General features: G+C 65.8%; 12 protein-coding genes and 2 pseudogenes. 5 read left to right on the forward strand and 9 right to left on the reverse strand.

The window, feature by feature from the left end; genetic code table 11:
- Nucleotides 1-163 precede the first annotated feature (163 nt).
- The 9 genes and pseudogenes from IPF85_RS27070 to nuoB all read right to left on the reverse strand — a co-directional run.
- Nucleotides 164-1720 (reverse strand): Ppx/GppA phosphatase family protein, encoded by a 1557-nt coding sequence (locus tag IPF85_RS27070; RefSeq protein WP_343411166.1) that lies wholly within the window; start codon nt 1718-1720, stop codon nt 164-166.
- Between the two features lie 43 nt (nt 1721-1763).
- Nucleotides 1764-2369, reverse strand: a complete 606-nt coding sequence (locus tag IPF85_RS27075; RefSeq protein WP_343411167.1) for a YdcF family protein — start codon at nt 2367-2369, stop codon at nt 1764-1766.
- A 35-nt stretch (nt 2370-2404) separates the two neighbouring features.
- A complete protein-coding gene (locus IPF85_RS27080; protein ID WP_343411168.1) occupies nt 2405-3457 on the reverse strand; it encodes an Mrp/NBP35 family ATP-binding protein in 1053 nt (350 codons plus the stop codon).
- A 94-nt stretch (nt 3458-3551) separates the two neighbouring features.
- Complete coding sequence (locus IPF85_RS27085; protein WP_343411169.1) at nt 3552-4868, reverse strand: NAD(P)/FAD-dependent oxidoreductase; 1317 nt, start codon at nt 4866-4868, stop codon at nt 3552-3554.
- A gap of 54 nt (nt 4869-4922) precedes the next feature.
- Nucleotides 4923-5300: a hypothetical protein gene (locus tag IPF85_RS27090; protein ID WP_343411170.1), complete on the reverse strand. Its 378-nt coding sequence runs from the start codon at nt 5298-5300 to the stop codon at nt 4923-4925.
- 208 nt (nt 5301-5508) lie between these two features.
- The gene (locus IPF85_RS27095) at nt 5509-6972 is read right to left on the reverse strand and encodes a 4Fe-4S binding protein (RefSeq protein ID WP_343411171.1); all 1464 of its coding nucleotides are present in this window, start codon (nt 6970-6972) and stop codon (nt 5509-5511) included.
- A gap of 56 nt (nt 6973-7028) precedes the next feature.
- Nucleotides 7029-8141, reverse strand: coding sequence for an NADH-quinone oxidoreductase subunit D (locus IPF85_RS27100; protein ID WP_343411216.1), 1113 nt, complete (start codon nt 8139-8141; stop codon nt 7029-7031).
- Nucleotides 8142-8357: 216 nt separating this feature from the next.
- Nucleotides 8358-8798, reverse strand: a pseudogene (locus IPF85_RS27105) (NADH-quinone oxidoreductase subunit C); the annotation flags it as partial.
- Nucleotides 8799-9249: 451 nt separating this feature from the next.
- Nucleotides 9250-9759, reverse strand: a pseudogene (gene nuoB, locus IPF85_RS27110) (NADH-quinone oxidoreductase subunit NuoB); the annotation flags it as partial.
- Nucleotides 9760-10044: 285 nt separating this feature from the next.
- Here nuoB and IPF85_RS27115 point away from each other — a divergent pair.
- The 5 genes from IPF85_RS27115 to IPF85_RS27135 are packed head-to-tail and all read left to right on the forward strand — an operon-like array spanning nt 10045 to nt 16548.
- Entirely contained in the window at nt 10045-11583 is a 1539-nt protein-coding gene (locus tag IPF85_RS27115; protein ID WP_343411172.1) for a cytochrome c biogenesis protein ResB, read from the forward strand.
- On the forward strand, nt 11583-11993 hold the full coding sequence (locus tag IPF85_RS27120; protein ID WP_343411173.1) for a hypothetical protein: 411 nt from the start codon (nt 11583-11585) through the stop codon (nt 11991-11993). Before IPF85_RS27115 ends, IPF85_RS27120 begins: the two co-directional genes overlap by 1 nt.
- 12 nt (nt 11994-12005) lie before the next feature.
- Nucleotides 12006-13040 (forward strand): hypothetical protein, encoded by a 1035-nt coding sequence (locus IPF85_RS27125; protein WP_343411174.1) that lies wholly within the window; start codon nt 12006-12008, stop codon nt 13038-13040.
- Entirely contained in the window at nt 13037-14524 is a 1488-nt protein-coding gene (locus tag IPF85_RS27130; protein ID WP_343411175.1) for a hypothetical protein, read from the forward strand. Before IPF85_RS27125 ends, IPF85_RS27130 begins: the two co-directional genes overlap by 4 nt.
- The gene (locus tag IPF85_RS27135; RefSeq protein ID WP_343411176.1) at nt 14524-16548 is read left to right on the forward strand and encodes a glycosyltransferase family 39 protein; all 2025 of its coding nucleotides are present in this window, start codon (nt 14524-14526) and stop codon (nt 16546-16548) included. The genes IPF85_RS27130 and IPF85_RS27135 overlap by 1 nt, the downstream gene beginning before the upstream one ends.
- The last annotated feature ends 254 nt before the right edge of the window (nt 16549-16802 follow it).

Raw genomic sequence — 16802 nt, forward strand, 5'->3', positions numbered from 1 at the left:
CCTTTCTGAATTGAACCCTGGCACACGGTTGAGCCGTTGGCACGGCTGGGGATTGCAGAGGCCGCTATTGTAAGGGAAAGGCCCGTTTCTGTAAAGTGGAGAAGTTTCCGTTTCGTCAGCACGGAAGGATTGCCCGGTTGAGTTGTCAAGCGCGCAGGGGAATTCAGGCCGTAACGTTGTCGCGCCACGCGCTCGGTGCGGCGACGCTGTCCAGCAGGGCGCGGCGTCCGAAGGCCATTTCCACCAGCGGCAGGGCGCTGCGCTGCGCGTCCCAAACTTCTACGGCCGGGTATTCGTCGGCGATGAGCGTCAGGCGCAAGTAATCATCGCCCCAGGTCACGCTCACGTCGTCCACGGTGGCGTTGCGGCCGCGTTCCAGGTATTCGGCCAGGCGCAGAATGGCGGAGAGGCGCGTCAGCAGAATGTTATCGCCGTCCTTGAGAAGCGGCGCGAACTCCAGCGGCTCAGGCTTACCCTTGCGGTGAAAACGGGTCAGCAGGGCAATCAGCGCAGTCTCGCGCGAGGTGAAGCCCGGCAGGCCGGCGTTGACGATCAGCGTCTGCGAATGTTTGTGATGATCCTGATAGCTGATGATGGTGCCGATGTCGTGCAGCAGGGACGCCGCGTCCAGCAGTTCGCGCTCGGCCATGCCATAACCGTGCAGCGGGATCAACTGCTCGAAGATGCGCCGCGCCAGGTAACGCACATGATTGGCGTGTGCTTTCTGATAGCTGTAGGTGCGCGCCATGTTGAGCACGCTGAAGCGCCGCACGTCCGGAATCACCGGATAGGCAAAATGCTGCCAGAAGTGCTCGAAGAAGACCCCTTCACGCAGGCCGTTGGCCGAAACGGTCAGCTCGTTGACCTTGAGGCGTTCCATGATGGCGCGGATGACCAGTGCGCCCGGCAGGATGATGTCCGCGCGGTCGGTGCGCAGGCCGGGGATCGCCTGGCGCTCGGTCAGGGGCAGCCTGCGCAGCAGTTCGATCGTCTGCTCCAGCGAGGCCCGGCGCAGGGTGAAGCCGTGCAGGGTATTCAGCGGGTAGGCCTGGCGAGCCGCTTCGATCTTGGCCAGGTTGCGGATGGCGCCGCCCAGGCCAATCAGCGGCCCACTCCCCTTGCCCAGCCAGGTCACGCTGTCCAACTGGCGGCCGATCTCGGCCTGCACCGCCTCGAACTCAGCCGGCTTGATGGGATCGTTCCTGATGAACCCTTCGGTCAGCGCCAGGGTGCCGAGCGTCAACGAGACGCCAGCAAAAAAGCGGCGGTCGCGCACCTCGCTGATCTGCGCGCTGCCGCCGCCGATGTCCACCACGAAGCCCTGCGTGAAGGCAACCTCATTGAGTGCGCCCAGCACCCCGTAGCTCGCCTCCTGTTCGCCGCTCAGGATGCGCAGGTCAAGCCCCACCTCGCGGCGCACCTGCTCGATGAAGGCCGGGCCATTGGCCGCTTCACGCACGGCGCTGGTTGCCGTGGGCAGGATAATGTCCACCTGCGTGCTGTCGCAAAAGCGCTTGAACAGCCGCAGGGTTGCCAGGGCGCGCCCGATCGCTTCGCGGCTCAGGCCCTTCTTGCTCATGCCCTGGCGCAAACGCACCACCTCGCGAATCTCGTCCTGTTGATGATAGGAAAAACCGGGGATCGCGTTCATGACCACCAGGCGCGCGGTGTTGGAGCCGAGGTCAATGATCGCCATACGCTGCGACTGGACTATCCCCATGCTGTTCCTCGCGGTCTGCACCCGGCCAGGCGCCAGGCGGTGCTCACAGAAGGCTTGCGGCGGCCTGGGTCAGAACGTAGACGGTCACCCCGGCCACTTCGCGCAACACGTAGAACATCTCGGCCGCGGGGCGGTAAGAGATCGGCGAGGTGCGCGTGGGCGAAGCGGACGGCTCCAAACCCAGGCCGAGTGCCATCAGCTTCAGTCGTGTCATGTGAAACGGGTCGCTGACGAGGACGATGCGACGCCAGCCACGCGCCTCGAGCAGTTCCGCGACGTTGCGCAGGCTTTCCCACGAACTGGCGCCGCCTTCTTCGCTCAGGATCGCGCCAGCCGGCACGCCCTGGCCCATGGCGTAGGTGCGCCCTACCCCGCCTTCGGTGAAGCGGGAATCGCGGCCGGAGCCACCGGTTGTCACCAGCACCGGCGCCACCCCCTGATTGTACAGGCTGATGGCATGATCCAGCCGCGCGGCCAGCACCGCCGACGGCCGGCCGTTGTACTGTGCCGTGCCCAGGACCACGATCGCATCAACCGGCCGGGCCTCGTCACGGCTGGCCTGCCAGGAGATGATCAGCGTCAGGCCCACCACGTAGACGGTGGTGAAGACGCCCAACAGCGCCATCAGATTGCGGACCAGCTCGAACACGCGTCGCCCAAGCAGGGGTTCAGAGGGTGGTGGCATCAGATGATGCGCAGTTCGGGGTCTGGCTGCATGGACATGACGCTGATGCGCGCCGCAATGGCTTGCGCGAGTTGGCGGAAGGCCTGACTCTGCGGTGAGTCGGGGTCAACCGCCACAATCGGCTGGCCGACATCACCGCCGCTGCGGATGGCGGCATCGAGCATGATGCGGCCCAGGAAGGGGACGCCCAACTGCCGGGCCGCCGCTTCGCCGCCGCCGCTGCCAAAGACATCGCCGGCCATATTCTCCACGATGCCCAGGATCGGCACTTCGAGCTTGCGGAAGGCCGCCAGGCCGCGCACCGCATCCGACAGGGCCACCTGTTGCGGCGTGCTGACGATGACCCCGCCAACCAACGGCACCGACTGCGCCAGGGTCAATTGGGCATCACCGGTGCCCGGCGGCAAGTCAACGATGATGTAATCCAGGTCACCCCAGTTGACATCGGTGAAGAGCTGGCGAATGGCGCTGTGCAGCATCGGCCCGCGCCAGATGAGCGCCTCGCCAGCCGGAACCAGGAAGCCCATGGACATCACTTCCACGCCATAGGCCACCGGCGGCGTCAGCTTGTTGTCACGCGGGCTGGGCATGGCATGCACGCCCATCATCATCGGCACATTGGGGCCGTAGATATCGGCATCCAGAATGCCCACCCGGGCGCCCATCTGCGCCAGCGCCACGGCCAGGTTGACCGCGACCGTGGTCTTGCCCACGCCGCCCTTGCCGCTGCCCACCGCCAGGATGTTCTTGACCGGAATATCCAGCTTGCCAGCAATGCGCCGATCGGTCCTCACGTTGGCGTCGAAGTTGACCTGCACCTGCGCCACGCCCGGCAGCGCGGCCACCGCGGCCGAGGCCTCACTCTCGATCTGCGAACGCAGGGGGCAGGCCGGCGTCGTCAACACAATCGTAAATCCGACCTCCTGGCCCGCGATCCTGATGTCCTTGATCATGTTCAACGTGACCAGGTCCCGGTGCAGTTCCGGCTCTATGACAGCGCTCAACGCCCGTAAAACATCTTTCTCCGTCACTTGATGATTCTTACCAAACATGTCCTTGTCCTGGGCTTGTCAAGAAACAACTTCCTGTTCTTGTCCGCATTTCGGTCAGGAAAATGCGGGAACCTATTCTTTCTTTGACAAGCCCTTAATTCAATGCTGAAAGTTGAACCTGCTGCGCCACCCGACGGCCGATTTCCACCGCATAATTGGTGCCCCGATCCCAGGGGTAGACCTGGCTCATGCTGGCGAAGAAGAGGCCGGGGATGGGTGTTTGCAGCGGCGGGATCATGGCTGAGTAGTTGACCGGCGGCACCGGCTGCGCGTAGGTGGCCTTGTGTACCCAGGCCTCGCGCACCCAGTCGGGCCGGAAGTCCGGGTTGATGCGCGCCAGCGCGGGCAAGAAAACCGCCAGCAGTTCCTGATCGCTCAGGCTGAAGTAGCGATGCGTGGGATCGAGGTAGTCGCCCAGGTAAATGATGTGATCGCCGCCGTAATGCGTCGTTTCCATGTAGTTGGTGTGCTCGACCAGCGCCAGGAAGGGGAAACCCTCGGCTTTCGGGATGTTCAGCCAGTAGGTGTCCTGCATCAGGCTGTGCTTCAGCGCCAGGGTCATCACCACCGCGCCCATGCTCTTGAGCTGGCCCAGTTGACCCAGGTACGCCGCGGGCAGGTCAGGCGCCAGGGCTGCCATCTGGCTGGGGCTGACCGTGGCAATCACCGCGTCGAAGGTGTCTTCGCCGCGGTCATGGCTGACGATCAGTGTCCGGTTGGCCGCCGGCCGCACGTTGGTGACGCGGCTATCGAGGTGGACGACCGCGCCCTGGGCCGTGACCCTGGCAACCAGCGCATCTACAAAGGCCTGAAAGCCACCCTGGAAGTAGCCGAGGCGCGGGCTGCGTTTGACGATGCGCGCCCAGAACCAGGCCAGGTTGACTTCCTGGTAGTGATCGCCGAATTTGCCCTCCAACATCGGCCGCCACAGCATGTTGTAACCGCGCGGCCCCATCCAGCGGTCCAGCCAGGCGTGCGAGGTCGTCTGCTCGAAGGCGCGCCAGTTCTTGCCCACATAGCGCAGGTAGGCGAAGACAAAACCCATGCGGAACTTGTTGGGCCAGTCCAGGTGCGGAAAGGCCAGCAGGCGCAAGGGTGAGTCGAAGGCGTAGGGTTTGCCCTGGTACCACATCGAGGTGATGGGGCGGCGGAAGATGAGCAGGTCCTGGCAGCCAATCTCCTGGGTCAGGCGGATGATGTCGCTGTCGGAGGTGAACAGATGATGGTAGAAGCGTTCCAGCGGCCATTGCCAGGTGTCGGCCTTGAAGCCAGAGGCGAGACCACCGGCCACCGGTGCGCCCTCGAAGATCGTCACCGCGCAGCCCTGGCGCGTCAAGTCATACGCGGCCGCCAGTCCGGCGATGCCGGCGCCGATGATACCCACACGTTTTGTGCCAGAGAATTCGTTCATATCGCTCCTCAGACTTCGGAAGTCTAAGATTCAGATGCCACTTGCGCCTGGTCGTTACGCGGCCAGCTTGTCTGCCTCGCCGTCATCAGCAAACGATTCGGTGAACACGCGGCGACGGCCGCTCAGGTAATCGTCAATGTCAACCTGTGCGCGCTGATACTCCTTGAGGAGCTGGCTGTCGCTGCCCTTATACTGGGTGATGGTCTGCACGGCGCACAACTGGCAACCGCGCATGAACTTGTAGCTGCCCGCGTAACACTTGAGACAGCCGTCCAGGCGAATCATCAGCAGCGAAAAGGCCAGGCTATCGGGATCCATCTCGGACAGGGGCGTGACGCGATCCACCAGGACGCGCCATTCATCCCCGCGCAGGTCGCGCAGATGGGGGATCAGCTTGGGTGGAAAAATGATCTCAGCTTTTGGAGCAATCATGGTGCCTCTCCGAATCGTTCTCAGCATTATGCGTCAGAATCGCTTGAGGGGTAAAGAGTATCGAAAAAACGGGCAAAAGTCAAATGATGACATCGCCCCTTTGCCGGGCGCCTTCGGCGTGAAAATCAGGCCGGTGCATACATCAAAAAAACCTTTGGAACCAGCCTGGCTCCAAAGGTTTTTGGTGCGTGATCGGGGGGTTGTGTTTCTAGTCGCGCCGTCCGGCGATGAGCTGATCCTGCAACGCTTTCAGTTCCTCCAGGCGACCAGCAGCCGCCAGCGCGGCCTGCTCGGCCCAGGTGCTTGGATCAGCGCGCAGGCTGTTGGCGGCCAGGATTTCCTTCATGCGCTCCAGCGGCGTCGCGGCGAGCTGCTTGAAGGTGGTAATGCCGGCCGCGCGGAACGCGGCGCCGATCTTCGGCCCGATGCCCTCGATCAGTTCCAGTTCATCCGACCTGGCCGCCATGGGCGTGGGCACAACCGGCGCAGGCGCGGGGTTGGTGCAGGCTCGCCTGCGCGACGCGCGGCCACTTCGGCCTTGCGCGCTTCGATCTCTTCCGGCGTCATGCGCGGCCGCGTCACGTTCGGTGACAGCGCCGGCGCGGCGATGCTGGACGCCTGTTCCACCGGCGCAGCGATGCTGGGCGCCGGGGTTGGCGCAGGCTCGCCTGCGCGACGCGCGGCCACTTCGGCCTTGCGCGCCTCGATCTCTTCCGGCGTCATGCGCGGCCGCGTCACGTTCGGTGACAGCGCCGGCGCGGCGATGCTGGACGCCTGTTCCACCGGCGCAGCGATGCTGGGCGCAGGGGTTGGCGCAGGCTCGCCCGCGCGACGCGCAGCCACCTTCGGCCTTGCGCGCTTCGATCTCTTCTGGCGTCATCTTGGGGCGCGCGGTTGGCGCCACTGCAGCCTCAGCGCTGGCCTCGCCCCCGCGACGCGCAGCCACCTCGGCCTTGCGCGCCTCGATCTCTTCTGGCGTCATCTTGGGGCGCGCGGTTGGCGCCATTGCGGCGCTCGGTGTCGCTTCCGCAGCCGCAACCGGCGCGGCGGCCTTGGCCGCGGCGGCCCTGGCCCTCTCTTCGGCCTGCTTGCGCTTCGCCTCTTCTTCCGCGGCGCGCACCCGTTCTTCTTCCTGGTACTGCGCCGGCCACAGGCGCGCGTAATACTCGATCGGCACCGTCAGCGTCTCTTTGTCGTAGATTAGGCGCGGGTAGCGGTCGAAGGTAGCCAGTTCGTAGTCGTGATTCATCTTGATGGCGTCGAACGGGCAGAACTCGGCGCAAAAGCCGCAGCTCATGCAGATCGAAGCATCAATGTAGAACTCGGCCGGCCGCGTGACCGGCTTTCCCTTTTCGTCCTTGTCGCGTACGATCCAGATACACTGCGGTGGGCAGACCTTGGCGCAGATGCCACAGGCCGTGCAGCGGTCTTCACTCTTGGCTGTGTCCCACAGCAGCATTGGGATGAAGCGGAAACCCTCCGGAATGACGCGCTTTTCCTCCGGGTACTGGATCGTGAACAGCCCCTCTTCATTCCAGGGCTGGTCAATGAACTGCCGGTCGCCGTTCAGGCCGGCATAGCGGCTCGGAATCTTCTTGACGTCGTCGGTAAAGGTGTCAACCAGGTGCTTGAACGTGACACCCAGGCCCTTGAGAATTCCCGATCCAAACATAGCACCCCCAGCTCAGTCCAAAAATGGCTAAATCCACGGCTCAACGCGGCCGTTGGCTAGCGGTCGGTCTCGCCCAGCACGATGTCAATACTGCCGAGGACGATGACCGAGTCAGCGACCTTATAACCCACGCACATTGGCCCCAAGGCGTTGAGGCTGATGTAGCTTGGGGCGCGGATGCGATAGCGCCAGGGGTTGCCGGTGCCATCGCTCACCACGTAAAAGCCCAGCTCACCCTTTGGCCCTTCCACGCGACCGTAGGCTGTGCCTTCTGGCACGCGGATGCTGTATTGCTTCTTGCCGGCCTGAATCTCACCGGACTTGGGCATCTGTTGCAGCACCTGTTTGAGAATAAGCACCGATTGGCGCATCTCTTCGATACGCACCTGGTAGCGCGCGTAAACATCACAGCCATCGAAGCAGGCCACCTTGAAATCGAAGCGGTCGTAGATGGAGTACGGATCGGCTTTGCGCACATCGTAGGGAACACCAGAGGCACGCAAGACCGGCCCGGCCGTGCTGAGGGCCACCGCGTCTGCGGGCGAAAGATAGCCAACCCCCTTGCAGCGCGCCACCAGGATCTCGTTATTGGTCAGATAGTATTCCATCTCATCAATTTTGCGATCCAGGCGCTGATTGATGATCTTGCTGCACTCATCCAGCCAGCCAGCCGGCAGGTCGCGGGCTACGCCGCCGAAGCGCATATAGTTGCACATCATGCGCGAGCCTGACACAGCCTCGAACAGGTCAAGGATCAGCTCACGTTCGCGAATGGCGTACAACGCCGGGGTGAAGAAGGCGCCCAGGTCATTGAGCAGGAAGCCGATGGCCCACATGTGGTTGATGACTCGCGTCAGCTCGACCATGAGGATGCGCAGATAATTGGCATACTCGGTCGGCTGGAACTGCGCGCCCAGCAGCTTTTCCACCGTCAGCACATAGCCAAAGTTGTTCGACATGGACGAAATGTAGTCCAGGCGATCGGTGTAGGGAATGTTCTGGATGTAGGTGTTGCGCTCGCCGATCTTCTCGTGATTGCGGTGCAGGTAACCCATCTCCGGCTCCAGCGCGGTGATGGTTTCGCCTTCCAGGGCCACGAGCATGCGAAAGACGCCATGAGTGCTCGGATGCTGCGGCCCCATGTTGACCACAATGCGCTCGGTCTTCATGTCGGCGTCGTGACCATTTTGTCCAGCCGCGCCGCTGGTCACCGGTGCGCGGAACTGCGTGGCCGGCTGCAGCCACTCCTGCGGATCGAAGTCGCTCGCATAGGCCACATTGTGTGCCCAGGGCGTGCGTGTTTCTGCCCAGGTGTGATGGCCATCGGGATGGCGACTCTTGAACGGCTTCTTGTCGTCCTCGAAATAGGCCTCTTTCCAATCCTTGCGCATGGGGTGGCCGTCGAAGCCCTCCCACAACAAGATACGGCGCAAGTTGGGGTGGCCGGGAAAGCGGATGCCGTACAAGTCCCAGATTTCCCGCTCCTGCAGGTCAGTGCCCGGCCAAACCGAGATCACCGACGGCACAGAGGGATCGCTGGCCGGTGCGCGCACGTGCATCGTCACCGGACCGCCGCCCTGCTTGGTGGAGAAGACATGGTACACCACCTCGAAACGGTCGGCTTCGGTGCGGCCCTTGTAGCCCAGGTAGTCTACCCCGGTGACATTGGACAGGTAATCATAACCCGCTTTGTCGCGCAGGTAGGTGGAAAATTCGATCAGTTTTTCACGCGCAACGACCAAATCCCCATTGGGCAACGTTGCGGTCACCGCGCCAGGGACGGCATTGGTCAGGTCGGCGCTGTCAATTGTTCGTGCTTCAGCCATTGATCTTTCATCCTTCTCCGCGCGCGCCGGTCATCGTACAGCGGGCCAGCGCGACGGCTTGACGATCGTCCGTCTACTGCCCGCCTTCTTGTGCCTTGCGCGCCGCGGCCTCGCGACGTGCCTTTTCCATGCGGTCATTGATCTGCTCATCGCCCAGCACATTTTTGCCGGCCGCAGCCCAGCCCGCCTTGCGCTCCGCCAACTTCGCCTGACGAGCCGCCAGCTCTTCGGGGCTGATGGTGCGCGCCACCGCCTTGCCCGCGACCGCAGCCGCAACCGCGGCCCGCGGCGGGGCCGCTTTGACATCAGGCGCAATGGCGGTTAGCGCCGCGACAGGCGCGGCCGGCGCCCGCCTGGCCTGCAAGATCGCCGCAATCGTTTCGGCGTCCTCAGGGCGGAAAATGTCCGGCCCCAAAACCGGCACCAGTGGCATATAAGGCTCGGTCTTACGGTACCAGGGAACCTGGGTGATGGACTGATGCTGAATCTTGTCGAACAGCTTCATGAAGCCGTGCAGCAAGGCTTCGGGCGTGGGCGGGCAGCCCGGCACATACACGTCCACCGGCAGGTATTTATCAATGCCAGAGACAACGTTGTAGCCGTCTTTGAACGGACCACCGCCGGTGGCGCACGCCCCCATCGCAATGACGTAGCGCGGTTCGGCCATCTGATTGTAGATGCGCACGATCTGCGGCACCATCTTCTTGGTCACGGTGCCCGAAACGATCATCAAGTCGCTCTGACGGGGTGAAGGGCGCATCACTTCCATACCGAAGCGGGCCAAATCATAGCGTGCGGCGGCGGTACAGATCATTTCGATGGCACAACAGGCCAGGCCAAACATCAGCGGCCACATCGAAGAGGCACGAGACCAGTTGTAGAGCTTGTCGAGGGTAGTGATGAAGACATTCTGCTGTAGGTCTTGCGGGATTTCGACTGCGGTCGGACCTGACGATGGCATCACATTGCTTCCATTCATACCGGATCCTTTCATCTTGATGCGGATTGACGCGAGTTGACGCAGGTTGACGCAGGTTGACGCGGGCCTCGGCGCAGACCGGGCGACTGTAAGTCGCTGCAACGAGTACAAAGTCCACCTGCGTGGGCCAGGTCCCCGACATCCCCGACATTAAAATGCGCCTTTGCGCTGCATGAATTTGTGAAAATTGTACCAGTCCGCTATCACTTTGTCAAACAATTTGGCGTCCACGTTGTGAGCTTGACTGACCGTGTGAATGAAGGTATCATGCGCTCATCACGCGATGCCTGGGATGGGGTGGCTGGTTTGCGCACAGATTCGACTGACCCGTTGACTCACGAGAGAACCGCGTCGCCCGATCGCCTGACGCGACTCTGGCGCCTGGCCGGATCGCGTCGCACCTTCCTCTTGTTGGTCATCCCCCTCATCCTGGGTCTGGCTGTTGCCTCCGCCCTGCCCCAATTGCCCCAACAACTGACCACCGCGTCGGCGCCAAGAGTCGTCACACCAGACACGCCTGCCTACCAACGCGCTCTGCAGCAACTCGCGGCGCCCTATGGGGTGTGGGGATCGGTCTGGCTGGCGCTTGGCCTCTTCACCATCGGGCAGGCTGCCTGGCTACGCCTCGTGCTGGCCGCCCTTGCCATCCACAACCTGGTACGCCTGGCCGATCAATACCTGCTCTGGATCAACCTACGGCACCCCACCCCAGATTCGCCCCTGCCCCCCAGCGGCCTCGTCATCACCGAGGTGCGTGTGCCCGCCGCGCCCGCGACCGCGGCAGATTGCTTGATGGCCGAGCTGCGCTCGCGCTTTCGCCTCGTGGTCAGCGGAGCCTCGGCCGCCGACGGCGCTGAGCCTGGCGCAAGCCAGCGCATCATCATTCACGCCACGCGCGGCGCCTGGGGCGCCATCGGCAACATCCTCAGCTATCTCGGCCCGCTCCTGGTCATGCTGGCGTTGTTCGTCAGCGAACAGGGCGGCTGGCGCGAACAGGGAATCAACCTGGCGCCCGGCCAAACCTGGCAACTGCGCGCCCGTCCCGGCATCACCCTCGAAGCCAGCGACATCGGCAGCACATCTCACCTCACCGTCACCGTCGGCGGCCAGGCGGACGCGGTCAGCCTGGGGCCGGAGGCCGCGGCCGCGCCGCGTGGGCTGCGCTTGCTTAGCACAGGCAGCGGCCCCGCGCTGCAAGTCACCGTGACCGATAGCAATGGCCGGCCGCTCTCCCTACGACCGCTGACCGGCGGCAACCAGGCCACGCAGCAAACGCTGATCTTCGATCGGGCGCAGATCGAACAGAGCCTGGCTTTGCCCTTGCGCAGCCAGGTTCTACGCCTGGTCTACTACGCCAGCTTGCCTGAGCAAGGCTATGCCGGCCCGGTTTTCCTGGCACAGGCCCTGACGTTGGGCAGCGAGACCCCCGTCTTCAGCACCTTCCTGCAGGAGCACGCCCAGACGGCCGTCACCGACCCCACCACCCAGGACACCTTCCATTTTACGGCCACGCGCTACGTTCAGCTCGCCGCCATTTTCGACCCCGGCCTGCCGCTGGCCCTCATCGGCGGCCTGTTGACCTTCATGGGCCTGCTGCTGGCGCAAAGTCAACCGCCTGCCCGCGCCTGGGCCTGGCTCAATGGTCAGGCTGACGAAACCGCCGCGACCCTGGCCCTGCTCGGCAGCGGACCGTGGACGCGCGCCGAGTTGGCCGCCTTGCAGGACGCCCTGGCCGGCATGGTGGCTAGTGGCACGCCGTTGCACGCAGACACCGCGCCGCGCGCGGCGTCCGTGAGTGACTTCTGATGGGCGCCGTTACCGCGCTGGCCCAATGGGTCGTCTGGGCGCTGATCGCGCTCGCCGTGCTGGTTGGCAGCATCAGCCTGCTGCTCGAACTGTCAGCCGGCCGCCGCCCCTTCCTCGAAGGCTTGTCCGGCCCGGCTCGTCGCGCCTGGCGTCTCAGCAGCATCAGCCTGCTCGCGCTGACCGCCGCCCTGACGCTCAATTTCTGGCTGCACGCGCAGCGCACCGGCGGCTACTGGTCATGGGAACCGGTCATGATCTGGGCGCTCATTCTCTGGCTGCTCCTGCTCGCCTATCGCCGCAGCCGCTTCCAACTGGCGCTGACCCGCGGACAGCTCTCCGCGCTCAGCCTGATCACCCTGGCCTTCTTCCTCATCGAAGCCGGCCTGCTCATCATCGCCCTGACCCGCTGAGTCATACCGGCCATGCCAACCACGCTGCCTGCACTTGCTCCATTCGCGCCGCCGCCTGGCCCCCTCCGGGAGGGCGGCCGCGTGCTGCGCCGGCCCGCGCCGCGCCGCCGCTGGATCGTCTGGCTGCTGGCGCTGCTCGTCAGCCTGCCCGCCTGCCTGCCGCTCCTGCAACCAGGCTTCTTTGCCTCTGACGACGGCCTTTTTCATCTCTACCGTGTAGCTGCCCTGGGTGATGCCATCGGTCAGGGCCTGCTCTACCCGCGCTGGTTTGCCGAGTTCGGCTTCGGCTACGGCCAGCCCGTGCTGCACTTCTACAGCCCGCTCAGCTACTACCTGGCCGTACCCTTCCTGCCGTTCGGCGCCCTGACCGCCACCAAGATCGTCTTCGCCCTGGGATTCATCCTGCCGGCGCTGGCGATGTTCGCCTTTGCCCGCCGCTGGTGGGGCGACGCCGGCGGGCTGCTGGCCGCGGCCGTCTACACCTACTCCCCCTATCATCTGGCCGATGGCCTGCTGCGCGGCGCGCTGGCCGAACACCTGGCCTTCGTCTGGCCCCCGCTCATCTTCCTGACCCTGCTGCCCGGCGACGCCGCCGGCCGCACACCCCGCCGTGAGGCCTGGCGTTGGACATGCCACGCCCTGGCCTGGGCCGGACTCATCCTCACCCATCACCTGACCGCCCTACTGCTGGCGCCCATCTGGGCCGGCGCGGTGATCTGCCTGGGTGGAACATCTGCCCCCGGCCGCCGCATCCTCAGCGCCGCGACGGCTTTCAGCGCCGCCCTGGGCCTGACCGCCTTCTACTGGCTGCCGGTCATCGCGGAGGCCGGCGCGGTCAAGCTGGGCGCGGACCCGCTCTCCACCGGCTACCGCCAACACCTGCTGCCCCTTCTGGTGGGACGATCCCTGACTTATGTCTACCGCCTGGCGGCCGACCAACCCTGGCAGCATGTCCTGGGCCTGGGCTGGCCCCCCTGCGCCCCCGTGGCCGCCCAGCGGCGCCCCTCTCGCTCTGGCGCGGGCCGCCTGACGACAGCCGCCGAATGAATTCGGGGCGAAGGGGCGTTCCGCCGCGCTGGCCTGCGCCGACCGATTTCGCGTCCACGCAGGTGGACGCCCGGCGGAACGCCCACCAGGCGCGATTTCAATCGCTCGATGGCGCCGCACCGCCTGAACCTGCGCCGACCGATTTCGCGTCCACGGCGGTGGACGCCCGGCGGAACGCCCACCAGGCGCGATTTCAATCGCTCGATGGCGCCGCGTCGCCTGAACTCTCGTTTTCGCCGCGCGTCGCCCTCTTCATCTTTGCCGTCATCGCCTGCCTGCTGTCGCTGGTCATGCTGACCGCGCCCTCGCTGCCCCTGTGGCAATTGGCCGAACCGCTGCTGGCCCGCCTGCAATACCCCTGGCGCTGGCTCAGCATGACCGCGTTCACCAGCGCGCTGGTGGTGGGCGCCCTGCCCTGGCTCAGCGGCGGCCGATTGCGCTGGCAGGCCGCGTTGGCCTTGCCGATCGTCATCCTGCTCCTGTGGACCGGCCTGGCCGATCTCCCCTACCGCGTGCTGCCGCGCAGCCCGGCCGAGGTGACGCCAGAACAGATGTGGGCCGAAGATGCCGCCAACGGCCAGGTGGGCGCCACCTGGACCGGCGAGTTTCTGCCCGTGACGGTGACAGAACAGCGCTGGGCATTGGGCCGGCCGCCCGCGCAACCGCAGGCTGGCCCTGCGCCCGCGGCCATCCCGGACATCGTGTTGCTGGCACGCGGCCCCTTGACCTACCGCCTGCTGCTGGACAGCCCGCAGGCGCAGACGATCCGCCTGCACGCCTTTTACTTCCCTGGCTGGCAGGTGCGCGTGGACGGTCAACGCGTGCCGACCGGCGCCAGCGGCGAGCTGGGCTTGGTGACAGCGCAGATTCCGGCCGGGCGGCATATGGTGGAGATGGCCTTCGAAGCGACCCTGCCGCGCCAGGTGGCCGGCGTGCTGACGGCCCTGACCTGGTGGGGCGGCCTGCTCTGGCTGCTGCTGGCCGGAGGGCTGTCATTGGCGGACCGTCGCGGGCTGCTGATCGTGGCGGCCCTGACCCTGGCCCCGCTGCTGGCGCTGGTTCATTTTACGGCCGCCTGGCAGCCGCAGCGCCTGTCCAGCGCGGTGAGCGATCAGGCGCTCCTCATCGGCGCAGATCTGCCCGGGCAGGCGCGGCCCGGCGAGCGCGTGGCCGTCACGCTCTACTGGTTCAACCTGCGCGACACCGATCAGAACTACCAGGTGTTCGTCCACCTGCTCGACGCGGGCGGCGCGGTGCGCGCTCAGCAGGACGGCGCACCGGTTGGCGGCTTCACCCCGACCACCCGCTGGCACCCCAACGAGCTGATCCTCGACCGTCATCTCATCACCCTGCCGGCCGACCTACCGCCCGGCGTCTACGAACTGCGCGCCGGGATGTATCAACCGCAGCCGCTGCGCAACCTGCCGGTGACGCCGCCTGTGCCCGATCAGCGCATTCCCCTGGGAAAAGTCACGGTGCATTGATGCCGACCGCCCAGCCGCGTCCACCCTGGCGCTCACCGCTCCGGCTTCTGCTCGCCGTTCACCTGGCGCTGGCGACCCTCTTCAGCCTGATCGTGCCGCTGGGTGAAGCGCCCGATGAGGCCGATCATTACGCCTATGTGGTCTTCATCGGCACACAGGGCCGGCTACCGGTGGGGCCAGCGATCACCCAGGGCAAACATCCGCCGCTCTACCACGGCCTGGGCGCGGCGCTGACCGCGTGGACCGGCCTCGATTTCGATTTTCTGCGCGCCAACCCAGACGCCCAGCATGGCCCGGATGCCATCTACCCGAACCATTTCATCCATACCCGCCTGGAAGACTTCCCCTGGCAGGGCGGCAGCCTTGCCATGCACCTCCTGCGTTTCTTCTCCGCGCTGCTCAGCACCGTCACCGTCTGGGGCGTCTTTGCCCTGGCGCGCACCCTGGCGCCCGGTCGGCCCGCATTGGCGCTGGCCGCGGCCGGCTTCGTCGGCTTCCTGCCCGGCTTCCTCTTCAGCAGCGGCGCGGTCAGCAACGACAACCTGGCGGCCACATTGGGAACCCTCAGCCTGCTGCTGGCGCTGCGCATCGCGGCCGGCGGTTGGACGCACCGCCGCGGGCTGGCGCTCGGCGTCCTGCTCGGCCTCGGTCTCCTGACCAAGGTCAGCCTGCTGGTGTTGTGGCCGGTGGCCGCCCTGGCCGTCGTTCTGGCGCCGGGTTGGCGTTCGTGGACGGCCAGGCTGGCTGCGGCCAGCCTCAGCCTGGCGCCGGCCGGCTTGATCGCCGCGCCCTGGCTGCTGCGCAACTGGCTCCTGTATCATGATCTCCTGGGCTGGCCGCTGGTGCGCGCCACGGTGGATGTGCGCCAGGGGCCGGTGGATTTCTCCGTGCTGGTCTGGCTGGCAAGCGGCCTCTTCAAGACCTTCTGGGGCAAATTTGGCGCGGCCGGGCAGATCGAATATCCGGCTTGGGTTTACGTCCTGCTCCTGCTGCCCAGCCTGGCCGCGCTGGCGGGGCTTGCGCTGTATGGATTCCGTAAGCCTGGGCAGTTGAACGATGATTTGTCGCAGACGACGCCGTCACGCCGGAGGCGTGACCTACGGTTCGAGCGGCGCGCGCAACCTGGGCCGTTGCCGGGGAGCGATGATTTGTTGCAGACGACGCCGTCACGCCGGAGGCGTGACCTACGGTTCGAGCCACCTGCCTCCGTACCGCCGGATTCATCCGGCGCTGTCCGTCTGGCGGCGCTGCTGGCGTTGAGCGTGGTCCTGTCGCTCGCCACACTGGTGCAGTACACCGGCCTGGCCCTGGGCACCGATCAGGCGCGGTTGCTGTGGCCGGTGATCGGTCCGCTTGCCATCGGCTTCGTGGCCGGCCTGCACGAACTGGCGCGGCGCTTCTGGCCGACCCGCCGGCCCTCCTGGATGCTCATCCCCGCGGCCACGTTTCTGCTGGCCCTGATCGCGGCCCTGGGCTTGATCCGGCCCGCGTTTGGCCGGCCCGCCCTGGCCGCACTGCCGCCGGACGCGACGCCGATCCTCTTCGGCGCAGAGCTGGCGCTGCTCGAGGCGCAGGTGGACGATTCCCGCCACGCGCCCGGCCAGCCGGTGACCGTCACGCTGACCTGGCGAGCGCAGATGGTCCCGACCCAGGACTGGCGCGTCAGCGTGGCGCTGCGCCACCCTGACGATGGCGCGCTGCTGGCCGAACACTCGAACGCGCCCACCCACGGCCGCTGGCCGACCGACCGCTGGCGCGCGGGCGACGCGTTCCAGGAGATCATCATCCTCAACCCGCCGACCGAGGGCGTGCGGCCCAGCCGCTACCTGCTAATGGTGCAGGTGCGCGCGTTCGGCGCGGGGGATGACGCCTGGCTGACCGTGCCGGCCGCGGCCAGGGCGGCGTGCAGGCACAGATCGGGCCAGGCGTCCCCATTGCGCCAACCGACCTGGGCGCAGCGCTCGACCGGGTCGCGACCGCCGGGCTGCAGACGGGCGTCGCGGCCGCGTTCGACCAGGGCATGAACCTGGTCGCGGCCAGCCTGCCCGACCAGATCACACCGGGCCAGGCGCTGACCGTCACCCTGGCCTGGCAGGCCCGCGCGGCGCCGTCCCTCAACCTGACCGCGTTCGTTCACCTGCTGGCCGCGGATGGCGCTATCCTCGCGCAGGACGATCATCAGCCGACCGGCGGTCGCTACCCCACCTCCCTCTGGCGGCCGGGCGAAGGCAGCCTGGAAACCTACATCCTGCACGTACCGGCCAATGCGCCAGTCGGG

Source organism: Candidatus Amarolinea dominans (assembly GCF_016704685.1).
GTDB lineage: Bacteria > Chloroflexota > Anaerolineae > SSC4 > Amarolineaceae > Amarolinea > Amarolinea dominans.